Source organism: Roseivirga thermotolerans (assembly GCF_014653175.1).
In the GTDB taxonomy this organism is placed as follows: domain Bacteria; phylum Bacteroidota; class Bacteroidia; order Cytophagales; family Cyclobacteriaceae; genus Roseivirga; species Roseivirga thermotolerans.
Genome location: NZ_BNAG01000001.1, coordinates 910,350 through 924,167, shown reverse-complemented (window position 1 = coordinate 924,167; position 13,818 = coordinate 910,350). Strand labels below are relative to the sequence as shown.

The following is a 13,818-nucleotide window of genomic DNA, read 5'->3' as shown; positions in this document are numbered from 1 at the left end:
TTCTATGAGTCGGGGACCGGGCTTTGAGCAACTTCGAAAAATTCTCCTGGAGCAAGACTGGGAAGAACGGGAAGAGCTTGCCCATAAGCTGGAAGACCTCACCGACCAACTCAATAACCGGGAGCGGCTCGAAGAAAAAATTCAGCCCATACTTAAAGATGAAGCCGACCGGTTTTACCAACAGTTTCCGGTGGTTTATGGCCCGGAAATTACCAAATCCATTAAACAACAAATACAAGAGTCGCAAGATGAGGTGGTAGAGGCACTCTATCCCATCATTGGCCGAATGATTAAAAAGTACATTGCCAGTGAAATTCAGAAGCTCTCTGATAAAATAGATGCCCAAATGGAATTGGCCTTCTCTTGGGAAGGCTGGAAGATGCGCATTAAGGCGTGGTTTTCGGGCACCTCACAAAAAGACGTTATTCTATCTAAAGTGATTGAGCCGAAAATCTATGAAATACACGTTATCGAAAAAAATTCAGGCCTGTTGCTCGGTAGCTACTCAAAAAAGCCAAACCTAGATCGCGACATGGTTGCCGGAATGCTCACAGCCATTAAATCGTTTGTAGAAGACGCCTTCCAGTCAGACTCTCAGGAGCTTGAAAGTATAGATTATCAAAACCATAAGATCATAATCAAAAGCTTTAAATCGTTCTTTATTGCCGTAGTATGCACCGGCACCATTAGCAGTGCCTTTAAAGATAAGGTAGACGATGAGCTTCTGGGCTTCTCCGAAAAAGTGCTTAAAAAAGCCCGAAAAGGATCAGAAGAGCCCGTAAAACCGGAAATGATTGAGAAGGGACTGGAAGAACACTTCCAGGATTTTGAAGAACTGAATGAATAAGAAAGTAATACTTGTTGGCCATTTTGGAGTAGGGAAAACCTCCCTGGTCAGGCGCTTTGTACACAGTCAGTTTTCAGAAGAATACATTACCACTATTGGTGTAAAAATAGATAAGAAGACCGTCACTCTCAATGGCCGAATGGTAACGCTGCTTATCTGGGATATTGCCGGAGAAGATGCTCAGCATAAAGTACCACAAAGCTACAGACTGGGAGCTCACGGAGTGTTGTACGTGATAGATGTAAGCCGGCCCTCGTCTTATCAAGACCTAATTACCGAGCTTACAGCCATTCAGGAATTATTGCCCGGTGTTCCCGTAGAAATACTGGCCAACAAACGAGATCTGGTATCTGAAGAAGAGTGGCAGCATGTACAAGAGCAAATCCTCCCCTTTAAGGCTATTGCTACTAGCGCCAAAACGGGAGAGTACGTAGAAGAAGCATTTATTAGGCTTACTGAACGTATGGTGGTATGAGCGAGCGGCTAGACTCCATTAAGCTAGAGCAACTTGGGCCAAAGTGCCAGGTAGTGCTCTTCGATGAGCAGGGGCTGGTAAGCGAAAGCTGCAATACCCTACTCACCATAAACAAATCCGTTCCTCTGTTCGAACAGTTCGACTTTCTATTGAGCCTGCAAGACGTTTTAAAAAGTCTCCAATCCGAACCATTGGTATTCGATCTGGTAGAGTGGCACGAACAGAAAGAAGCCCTTTTCTCCATTACCTTTCAGAGAAAATCGGCCAAGCAATGGTTGTGGTTCATAGTAGACCGAAGCCACGAACGAGAACAAATTCTCACCGTTCAGCAATCGCGCAACAACGCGGCCATCAATGAAGAAGTGTTGGCCATACAACAGAAGTACCTGGAAGCAGAAAAGAAGCTACTAGCCTACCGAAACGATGAATTGCTGCGGATTCAAAAATTTAAGCAGCGATTCTTCGCTGAGGTTAGCCACGAAATGCGCACCCCACTACACAGCATTACCGGTTTGGTAAAGCTACTGGAAACCACCAAGAGTCAGGATGTGCCCAGCCTGCTTCATGCATTAAAGGCCACATCGCAACACCTCAACCATGTAATCAATGATGTACTCGATCTTTCTAAAATTGAAGAAGGCAAGCTACAACTCGAAGAACTCGCTTTTGAACTAAAAGACATTCTCGACTCTATTGTAAGAGGCTTTACACTGAGTACTCAGGAAAAAGGAATAGTTCTTGAAACCACCATTGCCCCAGGAGTACCGCAAATTATTGTTTCCGACCCCATCAGACTCTCCCAGGTACTGTATAATCTCATTGGCAATGCCATAAAGTTTACCCATTCGGGGAGCGTTACCCTTGCCGTAGAACCGGTGAGCCAAAAAGCCAAGTCGCTTCGCCTCAAATTTTCTGTGCACGATACGGGTGTGGGTATGAGCGAGGAAAGTATTGCTAAAATTCTGGAACCCTTTACTCAGGTAGAAGGACAAAGCTTTTATGAATATGGTGGCACCGGGCTGGGTATGGGTATTGCCCAGGGAATTATTGAAACAATGGGGGGGCACCTGAAAATTAAGAGCCAATTGGGCAAAGGCACCTCCATGTGGTTCTCTATTGACTGTAAGCCGGGAGAGGTTACTCAGTATACCACCCGCGACTATCTGGAAGAACCCTCGGCTGCCTCTCTGCAAAACCTAAGGGTACTTTTTGCAGAAGATGACGCCATGAGCACCATGATGCTCAAGCAATATGCCGATAATTGGGGGCTATCGGCCCGCTTTGTAGAAACGCTGCCCGATCTGAAAGCCCTGCTTTGGTCTGAAAGCTACGACTTGCTTGTGTGCGACCTCCATCTGGGCGATGATCACTCGGCAGGCCTCATTGAAGAATTGCGAACAACGGCAGGGCCCAACCGCCAAGTCCCCATCATATTTTTATCGGGCGATGCTCAAAATAAGCACCCGGAACTTTCAAGCATATCGCAATGGGCCTATTTGGTGAAACCAGCCAACCCCAAAACCCTGGCTCTTAAAATAAGAGACATGGCCAAACCTAAACACAACACAATGAACGAATCGGTAGACTTAACACACTTAAAGAATTCGGCTCAGGGCAACTTGGCTTTCCTTATAGACCTGATTGAAACCATAATGGAAAACTTGCCCAAAGACTTACAGAAGCTCAAAGAAGCTCTGGACCAGCCCGATTATGAAACCTGCCGAAAAATGCTTCACAAAGTAAAACCGAGCATCGGCTATCTGGGAATACCCGATTTGCTGGAAGAACGCAACAGGCTTTATGACCTTGTTGCCGAACAACGGTTAAGCAAAGAGGAAGTTTTGCGCTTTGCAAACCGAATAGAGGCCGCACTCAGCGACCTGAAAAGACAGAAAGAAGAATTACAGTAGTCTTATTCCAAAACCTTAAGCTGCCCGGACTGCCTCACTCGGGCTAAGAATCACCGGCCATATTACAAACAAAACGGCTGCCCCACATCTGTCTAAAATGCTGAGGCAGCCGCCAAAGTTTTACGAATTATACCTTACTGGCCAACAAAGAACATGGCATTCACCATGAACAGCTTACCATTTTCCCAGAAAGCTCTGAAGAGTGGATTATCGGCCATATATACCACAGCACCACGGCCCACATTCTCCACACCAAATACCATGGACTTGGCCAGGGTCTTCTTGGCTTCTTCGCCAGCTACTCCGCTCACATACGCTGCCTCCGAATCAATGATGCCCACATTCCAGCCATTTGGCAGATAGGCATATCGGCTACCGTTATTTTTCAGTGTAAAGTAGTAATCAGGGTATCCGTAGCCCAATGGGTGGGTATTGTCTACCTTTAGCTTAAAGATAGCCCCCGGAAGCCTGAAGCTTTCAAACCTTGAACCTCTCTCGGCATAAGGGGTAAGAGCAATAGCCTCTTTCTCCTCATCCGATTGTCTGGAAGCTTCTTTTTGCTCAGCATCAGAAGCATAACGGCTCAGGTTAAAGCCTCCTTTACCCATAAAAGTATTCATAGCTCTTTCAATGGCTATAACCCTGCCGCCTCCACGAATCCAGGCAGTAAGCTCTTCCATTCGGCTCTCACTTAACATTCGACCATAAGAACCAGACGGCATTACTATTACATCGTAGTCATCCAGATTTACACGGCCAAAATCATCCGTATTCACCATGGTAATTGGGTAGTTCAACTCTTGTTCCATGAAATACCAGAACTCTCCAAAACCGAGCGAAGAAACCCCCTCGCCTCTAAGTGCCAAAATAGTAGGAGCCTTAATGAAAGGCACGTTGTTAGAGCCAAAGTCTTTTCCCGTATCTACAAAAGTGGTGGGTGTTGAGTAAAGCGATCGGCCAAACTTCTGCGCAGCTGCTTTTACCGCTTCATCGAAACGGCTACCCATGTGCGTGTTTCCTTTTCTGGTAATAATGAGCGTTCCTGCCGCATATTCTTTCCCGTTCACACTAAAGGGGCTTGTTGCCAAACGTAGCTTAATTCCGGCTTTCATAATTTCGGCCAAAAACTTAGCGTCTTCCAGCGTTTCCCACTTAGCCAAATAGGCAGCAGGAGTAGCTCCCAGCTGCATTTCCGGAGCCGCATACATTGGTTTGCCTTCAGAAACAGACAGCCTTTCGGTGGTGGCAAAAGCCTCCAGGTCCATCATATAAGGAACAGCCCATGCGGTAATGTCATAAGTATCTGTAATACTGGCGTAAGTATCTGGCTCAAAAAAGGCCTGCACCAACACGGCCTTGGGCTGGTAGGTAGAAATCACGATATCTCCATCCTGAACCGAAACGTTTTGGTTCTTTCCTGTTCTGTAAGCAAAGGCCGAAACCGGCTTTTTAGTACTGGAAACCCCATACCGAATCTGATGCCTGTTTAGGAAAGCCTCCAGAGCTTTGAGCTTATCGGGGTGATTGTTTCCCTTTATAATGTAGGTTTTATACTTGGCCTTAGGGTCGGTTGTGGCTTTCTCAAAGTAGGCCGCAAACTCATCTACCATACGTTCGTTGTACTGAGCAGCAATTTCTACGGTAGACATTCCGGTTGTAAAATGGTGGGCAATGGCATCGGAAAGCTTAAGGGTATCTCCCTCATCGGTAAGAATGGCCAGGTCGCTACTGGCTTGCTCGTAAGTCATCCCTATGGCACCATTATACATTGGGTAAGAGTCGCCATAGCTTGGATAGAGTATATCAAAGTTTTCTTTGGTAAAGAACAACCAGCCATTGGCATCGAAATATTTGGCGTGGTTTTTACCAATGATCTCCTGAAACTGACGCTGCCAGGGGGTTACTTGTTCGTGAACAGGCTCGGCAGCCGGAGCAAAATAGTAGGGGCTGTTACTTCCCTGCTCATGGAAATCTACATGTATGTGGGGTAAAATGGTGTTATAGAGCTTCATGCGCTGCTGAGACTCTATTTGCTTTTGCCAGGCCCAATCGCGGTTCAAATCAAAGAGGTAGTGGTTGGGTCTTCCTCCGGGCCATGGCTCGCTATGTTCAGCCGCCTCGGGACGAGGGTTAGGGGTGGTGCCTGCTACCTGGTTGATCCAGTTAGAGTAGCGGTCGCGGCCATCTGGGTTAATGCATGGATCCATGATAACCACCGTGTTTTTCAACCACTCTTTAGACTTGGCGTTGTCTGGTCGAGCCAGTTCATAGAGGGTTTTCATTGCGGTTTCGGTAGAGTTGGCCTCATTGCCGTGCACATTGTAGCTCAACCAAACAATACCCACTTTTTTACCAGAAGGCTCACCATCCATCAACTTGGCTCGCTTCAGGTTGTCTGTTCTTATCTGTTCCCAGTTGTCAATGTTTTCCTGAGCCGACAGGTATGCCACAATGAGTGGTCTCAACTCGTTAGTTTCTCCATACTTTTGGAGCTTTACGTTAGACAATTGAGAAGCCACGTGCTCATAGTAGTCTACGACCTTATAGTTGGGGGTAAAACGTGTACCTAGCTCGTAGCCTAAAAACTCACTAGGGCTCTTTATACCCTGCCCAAAAAGTGATGCGGAGAGTAAAAATAGTAGCGTGAAAATTGCAGATTTCTTCATTTCAGATTTGTTAAAGGCTTGGAATTTACTCTAAAAAGTAATGCTCACAAAACTGAAATGGGCAACTGGTCGGATTGATTATACCGAACGCTCCAAATGTTTAAGGAGAAGAGGGTTCAAAAACTATGGCTTTGGAGTAACGACCATTCTCACCAGAAGCGAAAAACACCCTGTTTTCTGAAAGTTCCACCAGCTCCATTACAAAAAAGTGTGAATAGAAAAAGCCTCCGTTTTGCTCTGCCCTTCCATGCTCAAGAAATACCCGCCCGCTTTGCTCGTCATACGTATAGTTTACAGTGGCCGATTCCGCAGTAGCGTCAGGCCAAAAGCATCGTACACTTCCAAGGCTCACTTCCACCGCAGTGGTATCGCTGCTAAACGTGTAGAGGTCGTCTTTGTAGCAATTATTAAAGCGGCTAAACTCGGTTTGGCTGTAGTTTTCATAAACCACCGATACCTTCCAGGTGCGGCCACTTTCTCCATGTAATGTTTGTAGTTGGTCTTTGGTAAATTTGAGCTCAGCCACAGGGGCATCGTCTGACTGGCAGGCTACCAGAAAAAGAAAAAATACAAGAGTGCCTGCAATACAAAAAGCCTTCAACATATAGGGAAATTTACCAAACGCCTGTAGTCAAATTACATGCCAACAATGGCCTTACATCTGGTATCAGGCAACTCCTTATGTACAATACATTCTGAAATGTAATAAAACGTTCGGGTTTTATAACTTCGTTGTTGAAGAGTGAGCTTCAGCAAAAAACCATTAAGTCATTCCCGGAATTGAAAGCAGGCGAGTACCGATATTTTCTGGCCATAATACCTCCCCTAGAGTTATGCGATAAAATAGATAGCATTAAGCAAGAGTTTGCCGATGCTTACGGTTGCAAGGCTGCATTTCGCTCTCCTCCACATATTACATTCCACATGCCTTTTCAGTGGCGCGAAGCCAAAGAGGCCAGGTTGTTTGAAGCCCTCCGCTCGGCCGGTCCGTTTGAGCCTTTTACTATTACGCTCAATGGATTTGGGGCTTTTGAGCCTCGCACCATTTTTATCGAGCCGGAGCCTTGCCCTCCTTTAATGAAAATGAACGAGAGCTTACTGCAAGCCACAAAAAGAAAACTGCACCTGTTTCATGCAGTTCATGCCGGGGGTTTTCATCCACACATTACGGTGGCTTTTCGCGATCTCAAAAAAGCTCACTTTACAGAAGCCTGGCCCGTCTATGCATCGCGAGTCTTTAAGGATGAGTTTGATGTAAAAAGTTTTTGGCTGCTAAAACACAATGGCAGTCGATGGCTGCCCTATGAGGAGTTTAGTTTCTGAGTTTTATGGAAACTCTAACTTCATCGCCTAAAATCAGATGGTTGCGCCCCACCCCAAAGTCGCGCCTGTTCAGCACAAACGAAACCGAAAATTCTTTCTGTCCTCCATCTCCATGGCTTATCAACAAAGGGGTGGTTATTGGCCGTATGGTGTTTTTTATATTAAGCTCACCCTCCAGTATATAATCAGCACCTTGCTTGTACACTTTGGTCGACTTAAAAGTCATTTTCGGGTAGTTCCCGGCATCAAAATACTTGGGCTTGAGCAAGTGCCTGTCGCGAGCCTTTATGCCGGTATCTATCGATGCAACATCTACCTCTGCTCTAAAAAAGGCGCTTTCAGGCTGCTGTCTATCAAACATATACTGAATGGATGAGCTGCGAAAAGTGCCCTCTACTGGAATACCGGCATTGTTTATGGCAAAGCGTACCTCAAGCTCCTGTGCCTGAAGAGAAGCGCAGGCCATATATAGCAGGAAAAAGCTAATTCTTATACCCATCAATTACACTGCCGTCTGCTATAAGGTCTACAAAGTCTGTCAGTTTTAACTCCAGCTCGGTAGGTCCTACAGAATATGGGGCTATTTCGTAGGGATTGAAATAAAAAACGAGGCTCTTGTTAATGATCGCAAAGTTTTCATTGAGGCTAAACTGCCCCTCATCGAACCAAAATCCCCCTTCCTGAAGGCTCATTTCAGGAGGTATTTCGCGGGTCATGCGAAACTCAATTTCGGCTGCCGGATAGAGTTTGGCCTCGTAGTTTTCTACCAGTAGCTGATCGAGGGTAATGGGGTCTCCGGTGCGCAAATCGTAGCTTCTATACACCTGGCCAGAGTTGGGGTGAGCTCCTCCCGTGTAGGAATATACCGTGGTGGCTACACTAATGAACAGACTGTCTTGGTAAAGAATATCGCTATTCACCTCAAAAACCCAGGCATTATTATAATCAGGAAAATCGCTGATCATGCTTGTATAGTCTGCATTGAGCTCTTCTTTGAGTTCTTTAAAGCTGCCCGGTTTGTTGCTAATAAATGACGAAGAGAGAATGTCTTTCTCTATATGGTAATTGAGCTTCTCCGCCACAGACTGAGGCACAAGACCGGTAATTACCGGAAACTCTACCTGAAAAATAAGGCATTGCCTTTGAGCACTGTCACTTTTGCAAGGGCCCATCATCTCTGTAAAGGATGAAATCTCGTAGTTCACAAACTTGCGAATAGCCTTCGGCTCAAGCGGGGTGTTTTCCGGGGCTTTCTTTTCGAAGGAACACGCAGCCACTAAGACCGTCAATACGAAAAAGCAGAATACTCTCTTCACTGATTAAATTTAAAGGTTTTGATGTTTCTGTTTTTATCGAGACGATAGCTGTAAACTTTGCCCCTCACTTTAAAATGAACAATGTTCTGCTGATCGTCAAACACATCCATTAGTGCAAGGTTAGACAGCTCCACTTCTTTCAGAGCTTCAACACCTTTTATCTCGTAATAGCACCAGCGGGCATCGCCCTCCAGTTCCGAGCCCACATAATGAATGCTCTTTTCTTTTCCATTCACCACAAAGAAAACCTTTTGTTTTAGGTAGCTGCCAATAAGGCTATCTAGCCGTGCCCCATCTTGCGGATCTACGGTATCAACCGACTCAAGTCCGTGAAAATCAGCCAGTGCGTCTTCCAGATCGTCTGAAAATATACGCTGGCTTACCTGTATAGATTTTGCCTGCGCATTGTATTCGACATCTACCACACTCACATGAAAAGGATGAAACCCACTGAATATCAACAAAAACACCAAATGTGTAAGCTTCAATTGCATGAACAATACTTTTTTATGCCCATTCAAAATTAAGCTTTATTATTGCATTCCTAGGAAGTTGTTGGACACATTGATATGAAAATATGAGCCAGTTTGGCACTTATCTCGAGGTAGGCTATAGACACATCATAGACCAGAACGCATATGACCATATTCTTTTTGTCATTGCATTGTGTGCTATTTACGTTGTTCAGGATTGGAAAAAAGTACTTATTCTGGTAACGGCCTTTACCATTGGCCACTCCATTACTCTAGCCCTGAGTACGCTCAACATTGTTAACTTCAGAACCGACATTATTGAGTTTCTTATTCCGGTAACCATTTTTATTACTGCCGTTTCCAACCTGTTCAAAAAACATGGTTCTGCCCCTTCTAAATTCAATAGCAACTATTTCTATGCGCTATTTTTTGGCCTCATTCATGGCTTAGGGTTCAGCAATTATCTCAAAAGCCTTTTGGGCAGAGAAGAAAACATATTTACACCGCTTTTGGCATTTAATGTAGGCCTCGAATTGGGGCAAATTTTAATAGTGGTGTTCTTTATAATCACCTCATTTGTTTTTGTGGGGTTGTTTAACGTGGCTAGACGCGACTGGAACATGATTGTATCATCGGCAGTGGCCGGGATAGCCATCATTTTAATGATCGAAACTAAATTTTGGTAAACTAAACTAACATGAAGAGAATCATCTATTCTTTGGTGGCTTTCTGTATACTGGGAGGCAGTGCTTTTGCCCAGATTGTAAACAGTAACCACGGAAAAAGATTTGAGCAGCTAGAACGAATGCTGCGCGACCCCAGCATGTACAGAAGTGCTTCCGGAGCTCCGGGGCCCAAGTACTGGCAACAAAGGGCCGACTACAAAATTGAAGCGACCCTGAATGATGAAAATCAACGACTGGATGGCTACGAAACCATTACTTACTTTAACAATTCGCCAGATCCGCTGACCTACCTGTGGTTGGCATTGGACGAAAACGTAAGACATCCGGACAACGATTCATACAAGTTTGACGAAAGCAGCATCAGACCCAGAATGACCTATGACCAAATTGACGCTCTTGATGGGCACGACAACGACTGGGGATTTCATATTACAGAGGTTACTGATGCCAAAGGCAGCCAGTTGCCTTACACCATCAACCAAACTATGATGCGAATAGACTTGCCTCAGGTACTTAAACCGGGCGAGAAAATATCGTTCAACATTCGCTGGTGGTACAACACCACCCCTAGAAACGAATCGGGAGCACGTGGTGGTCATGAGTATTTTCCGGAAGACGGCAACTATATTTATACCATTACGGGATGGTTTCCACGCATGGCGGTTTACTCCGACTTTCAGGGCTGGAACAACAAACAGTTTACCGGCCGTGGTGAGTTTGCCCTCACCTTTGGAAACTACGATGTGAAAATGACAGTACCGTCTGACCACATTGTTGGCTCAACCGGCTGGTTGCAAAACCCTAAAGAAGTGCTCAACGCAGAGCAACAGAAGCGATGGGCTCAGGCTCAAAAAACCTTCGATGAACCGGTGAAAATTGTAACTCTCGAAGAAGCCAAAGCCAATGAAAAGGAAAAAGCTTCAGGCACTAAAACCTGGCACTACAAGGCAGAAAATGTGAGAGACTTTGCCTGGACATCTTCCAGAAAGTTTGTTTGGGATGCCATGGCTGTAGACATTGAAGGCAGCGAAAAGCACCCAATGGCTATGTCTTACTACGCCAAAGAAGCCTATGGTATTTATGAGCGTTACTCTACCAAAGTAGTAGCTCACACGCTCAAAACTTATTCTAAATACACCATTCCTTATCCTTATCCTGTGGCAATTTCTGTAGAGGCTTCGAACGGAATGGAGTATCCAATGATTTGCTTTAACTATGGTAGAACTTTGCCTGACGGTACCTACTCAGAGTCTACCAAATGGGGTGCTATTGGTGTAATTATTCACGAGGTAGGGCATAACTTCTTCCCTATGATTGTGAATTCTGACGAACGCCAGTGGACCTGGATGGATGAGGGGCTTAACACTTTTGTTCAGTATTTGACAGAGCAGGAGTTTGACAACAACTACCCTCACCGAAGAGGACCTGCCTATAAAATTGCGCCTTATATGGCTCTGCCCAAAGACCAGTTGGAACCCATTATGACCAACTCAGAAAACATAATAGGTTTTGGCAACAATGCCTACGCCAAGGCAGCCACTGGTCTCAATATTCTGCGCGAAACCATTATGGGTCGCGAACTGTTCGACTTCGCCTTTAAGCAATATGCACAGCGTTGGGCCTTCAAGCACCCAACTCCTGACGACTTGTTCAGAACACTGGAAGACGCTTCTGCGGTAGATATCGATTGGTTCATAAGAGGTTGGTACTTCACCATAGACCATGTAGACATTGCCATTGAAAACGTGAGATGGTATAAGCTAGACACCAAAAACCCGGAAATCGAGTATCCCATTGCTGCTGCCGAAGACGCTTTGGAAAATACCGATATAGCCGATAGTCGAAACCGCGAGGAAGGAATGAAGTTCTTAGTGGAGGAAGATCCCAAACTTCAGGACTTCTACCATACTTACGATGAGTTTGAAGTAACCGAAGAGGCGAAAAGAGCTTATCAGAGATTTACAGCCTCCCTTTCGGCAGAAGAGAGAGCACTGTTGGGCGATAATAAAAACTTCTACGAAATTGAGTTTACCAACAAAGGCGGACTGGTAATGCCGCTAATCATTGAGTGGACTTATGTGGATGGTACTAAGGAAGTGGAGCGAATTCCGGCCTATATATGGAGAAAGAACGAAGAGCACATTACCAAAGCCTTTATGAAAGATAAAGAGGTGGTGCAAATTAGACTGGATCCTTACAGAGAAACGGCCGATACGGATGAAGACAATAACTACTTCCCGAGAGTAAGCAAGCCTTCTCGATTTGAGCTGTTCCGCTGGGGCGGTGGTGGAGCCAGAGGACAGTCTACTGGTTCTAACCCTATGCAAAGAGCCAACGGAGGCAACTAAAAACACCTAAACCGATATTGAGCGGGGGTGTCTTAAAAACCAAGTTAGCGTCACCCTGAACTTGCCTGCCCGCGGCAAAGGCAGGTTTCAGGGTCTTTATATCGCTGATAATCCAACTCATAGATTCTGAAATAAATTCAGAATGACGAGTTTTAAAGGTTTTTTAAGACACCCTCGTTTTTTTATTCGGTAACTCTCCCAATTCATTGAAATAACTCCAGGAAAGCCTCTGAAAACTATTGGGAGAAATTGAATGGAAACATAGTATAGTTTCCTCTCCTGTATAGCGCCATGCCTCTATGCAACCGGAGCTCACCCGGTAATAGAAAAATTAAGCAATGAGCTTTCTTTTCAAAGAAGGTCTTCTACGGTAGGCATAGTAGGCCATTACGTACTCAATAGCTTTTCGAATGGCCTCATTGATTGGGTAGCGGTGTGTGCCTAAGTCTGGGTCTATGGAACGGATTCTAAAATAATAGTCGCTCATCATTGGCACTTCGTTGCCCTGAATGCTCAAGGCCTGCGCATGGGCCACCTTTTCCGGCTGGGACTCCTTAATAATCTTACACGTAACGTACTTAGGCTCTCCGTTTTTTCCTTTCATGGCCGAATAGCCAAAAAGCCTGCAAATTAGCCCCCTGTGTACATACTGGCTGCAACTGCCTTTGTCCAGGCTGAGCGGCTTAGGTGCAAACAGAAGACAATACGGCTGCGCATTGGCCAACTGGGCATAGGCTTCATCAATGCGTCTGGTCAAAAATAAGTCGAAAGCCAAAGGAAGAAACTCCAGAGGGGTAGCCTCAATATCAGGCTTAAAGCAACATTTGCCGCAGCCTGCCAGGCAGTTGATTTGGGTAGTCTTCTGAAAGGACCTGATCTCGATATCGAGTGCAGCAAAAACCCGTTCTACTGCCCTCACCTTGCGAACAACCGACATAAAAAGCGCGCAAATATATTGGCTTTTTCAATAGGCCAATTGAATACGCAAGAGAATTGTTTGAGGAACCTAAAGCTTAAAGGCTTTTTCTATTTCAACCGAAAATTCAGCCGCCTGGCTTTTGGGCGTGTAAAGTCGTCTACCACCGGATAAAACAAGCCCACATAGCGCTTGCGCTTTTCCTGAAACAGGTAAATGATGCCTAACTCTACTTTGCCATGGGCTTTATCTATTGCATACTCAACCACTTGCAGCGGCTCCAGAGTTGTTAAAAAAAGCTCTTGTCCCGGAGGGGCAATGTTCACCGCGTAAACTGTGTCTTTTTGAAACAGCCACCGCTGTCCATCAAACACATGTTCATCGATCGAGAGCTCTAGTTGAGCTTTTGCAGGCAGAGTAGTTAGGCTCAAACCACTTTCTACTTTGAGAAAAGTGTATTCTGTAGGCACAGCGTCTATAGTAGAGCTAAGCACTATTTCATCTGTACTTAACCGACCATACAGGGTATCCCTCTGTCCAAACATCAGCAGACTATCCTGAATTATCCGCCATCGCCAGTTTTCGTTGCCGTCCCAGGAGTAGCTTTTAGCTGTTCGGGCATCTCCAAACTGCAGTACCATCAGGCCGGGAGTATACACCTCAGAAGAGTCGAAAGGAGTGCCTTTGTCAAAAACAAGTTCGCCTTGTTCCATAGTGGCCGAAAGTACCGGTTGGCGGGCTTTGCTGTAGGCCATCACCCACGTGCCAGAGGGCTGTTGGCGGGCTATAAGAATGGATGAGAATAAGAGTAAAGAGAGAACCAAGCCTATACGCATACACGAAAATAGAGCTTATCGT

13 protein-coding genes are annotated in these 13,818 nt (G+C 45.5%); 6 read left to right on the top strand and 7 right to left on the bottom strand.

Annotated elements, in window-relative coordinates; all coding sequences use genetic code 11:
• The first annotated feature begins 4 nt into the window (after window positions 1-4).
• From IE164_RS03995 to IE164_RS03985, 3 genes are read left to right on the top strand one after another with little or no spacing between them, the layout of a single operon-like run.
• A complete protein-coding gene (locus tag IE164_RS03995) occupies window positions 5-847 on the top strand; it encodes a cell envelope biogenesis protein OmpA (protein WP_189628885.1) in 843 nt (280 codons plus the stop codon).
• Window positions 840-1,322: a Rab family GTPase gene (locus tag IE164_RS03990; protein WP_189628884.1), complete on the top strand. Its 483-nt coding sequence runs from the start codon at window positions 840-842 to the stop codon at window positions 1,320-1,322. Before IE164_RS03995 ends, IE164_RS03990 begins: the two co-directional genes overlap by 8 nt.
• Window positions 1,319-3,232, top strand: coding sequence for a hybrid sensor histidine kinase/response regulator (locus IE164_RS03985; RefSeq protein ID WP_189628883.1), 1,914 nt, complete (start codon window positions 1,319-1,321; stop codon window positions 3,230-3,232). Before IE164_RS03990 ends, IE164_RS03985 begins: the two co-directional genes overlap by 4 nt.
• 134 nt (window positions 3,233-3,366) lie before the next feature.
• On the opposite strand, the gene IE164_RS03980 is transcribed toward IE164_RS03985, so the two are convergent.
• Entirely contained in the window at window positions 3,367-5,898 is a 2,532-nt protein-coding gene (locus tag IE164_RS03980) for a M14 family zinc carboxypeptidase (RefSeq protein ID WP_189628882.1), read from the bottom strand.
• A 100-nt stretch (window positions 5,899-5,998) separates the two neighbouring features.
• On the bottom strand, window positions 5,999-6,502 hold the full coding sequence (locus tag IE164_RS03975; protein WP_189628881.1) for a hypothetical protein: 504 nt from the start codon (window positions 6,500-6,502) through the stop codon (window positions 5,999-6,001).
• A 131-nt stretch (window positions 6,503-6,633) separates the two neighbouring features.
• Between IE164_RS03975 and IE164_RS03970 the strand changes: the two genes are divergently transcribed.
• Window positions 6,634-7,221, top strand: a complete 588-nt coding sequence (locus IE164_RS03970; protein ID WP_189628880.1) for a 2'-5' RNA ligase family protein — start codon at window positions 6,634-6,636, stop codon at window positions 7,219-7,221.
• On the opposite strand, the gene IE164_RS03965 is transcribed toward IE164_RS03970, so the two are convergent.
• From IE164_RS03965 to IE164_RS03955, 3 genes are read right to left on the bottom strand one after another with little or no spacing between them, the layout of a single operon-like run.
• Complete coding sequence (locus IE164_RS03965; protein ID WP_189628879.1) at window positions 7,211-7,720, bottom strand: YceI family protein; 510 nt, start codon at window positions 7,718-7,720, stop codon at window positions 7,211-7,213. The genes IE164_RS03970 and IE164_RS03965 overlap by 11 nt on opposite strands.
• Complete coding sequence (locus tag IE164_RS03960) at window positions 7,704-8,537, bottom strand: DUF3298 and DUF4163 domain-containing protein (protein WP_189628878.1); 834 nt, start codon at window positions 8,535-8,537, stop codon at window positions 7,704-7,706. The genes IE164_RS03965 and IE164_RS03960 overlap by 17 nt, the downstream gene beginning before the upstream one ends.
• On the bottom strand, window positions 8,534-9,031 hold the full coding sequence (locus tag IE164_RS03955) for a DUF6702 family protein (protein WP_189628877.1): 498 nt from the start codon (window positions 9,029-9,031) through the stop codon (window positions 8,534-8,536). The genes IE164_RS03960 and IE164_RS03955 overlap by 4 nt, the downstream gene beginning before the upstream one ends.
• Before the next feature lie 83 nt (window positions 9,032-9,114).
• On the opposite strand from IE164_RS03955, the gene IE164_RS03950 reads away from it, so the two are divergent.
• On the top strand, window positions 9,115-9,696 hold the full coding sequence (locus tag IE164_RS03950; RefSeq protein ID WP_189628876.1) for a HupE/UreJ family protein: 582 nt from the start codon (window positions 9,115-9,117) through the stop codon (window positions 9,694-9,696).
• An 11-nt stretch (window positions 9,697-9,707) separates the two neighbouring features.
• Complete coding sequence (locus IE164_RS03945; RefSeq protein WP_189628875.1) at window positions 9,708-12,044, top strand: M1 family metallopeptidase; 2,337 nt, start codon at window positions 9,708-9,710, stop codon at window positions 12,042-12,044.
• 331 nt (window positions 12,045-12,375) lie between these two features.
• On the opposite strand, the gene IE164_RS03940 is transcribed toward IE164_RS03945, so the two are convergent.
• Both IE164_RS03940 and IE164_RS03935 read right to left on the bottom strand, forming a co-directional pair.
• Window positions 12,376-12,981 carry a YkgJ family cysteine cluster protein gene (locus IE164_RS03940; protein ID WP_189628874.1) on the bottom strand — a complete coding sequence of 202 codons (606 nt, stop codon included), beginning with the start codon at window positions 12,979-12,981 and terminating at the stop codon, window positions 12,376-12,378.
• 89 nt (window positions 12,982-13,070) lie between these two features.
• On the bottom strand, window positions 13,071-13,796 hold the full coding sequence (locus IE164_RS03935; protein WP_189628873.1) for a hypothetical protein: 726 nt from the start codon (window positions 13,794-13,796) through the stop codon (window positions 13,071-13,073).
• Window positions 13,797-13,818 lie beyond the last annotated feature (22 nt).

Bases quoted from the DNA above. Each gene is read 5' to 3' on its own strand.
- IE164_RS03975 (WP_189628881.1), bottom strand. From the start codon at position 6,502: ATGTTGAAGGCTTTTTGTATTGCAGGCACTCTTGTATTTTTTCTTTTT.
- IE164_RS03990 (WP_189628884.1), top strand. From the start codon at position 840: ATGAATAAGAAAGTAATACTTGTTGGCCATTTTGGAGTAGGGAAAACC.
- IE164_RS03965 (WP_189628879.1), bottom strand. From the start codon at position 7,720: ATGGGTATAAGAATTAGCTTTTTCCTGCTATATATGGCCTGCGCTTCT.
- IE164_RS03935 (WP_189628873.1), bottom strand. From the start codon at position 13,796: ATGCGTATAGGCTTGGTTCTCTCTTTACTCTTATTCTCATCCATTCTT.
- IE164_RS03940 (WP_189628874.1), bottom strand. From the start codon at position 12,981: ATGTCGGTTGTTCGCAAGGTGAGGGCAGTAGAACGGGTTTTTGCTGCA.
- IE164_RS03955 (WP_189628877.1), bottom strand. From the start codon at position 9,031: ATGCAATTGAAGCTTACACATTTGGTGTTTTTGTTGATATTCAGTGGG.
- IE164_RS03980 (WP_189628882.1), bottom strand. From the start codon at position 5,898: ATGAAGAAATCTGCAATTTTCACGCTACTATTTTTACTCTCCGCATCA.
- IE164_RS03950 (WP_189628876.1), top strand. From the start codon at position 9,115: ATGAGCCAGTTTGGCACTTATCTCGAGGTAGGCTATAGACACATCATA.
- IE164_RS03985 (WP_189628883.1), top strand. From the start codon at position 1,319: ATGAGCGAGCGGCTAGACTCCATTAAGCTAGAGCAACTTGGGCCAAAG.
- IE164_RS03995 (WP_189628885.1), top strand. From the start codon at position 5: ATGAGTCGGGGACCGGGCTTTGAGCAACTTCGAAAAATTCTCCTGGAG.
- IE164_RS03945 (WP_189628875.1), top strand. From the start codon at position 9,708: ATGAAGAGAATCATCTATTCTTTGGTGGCTTTCTGTATACTGGGAGGC.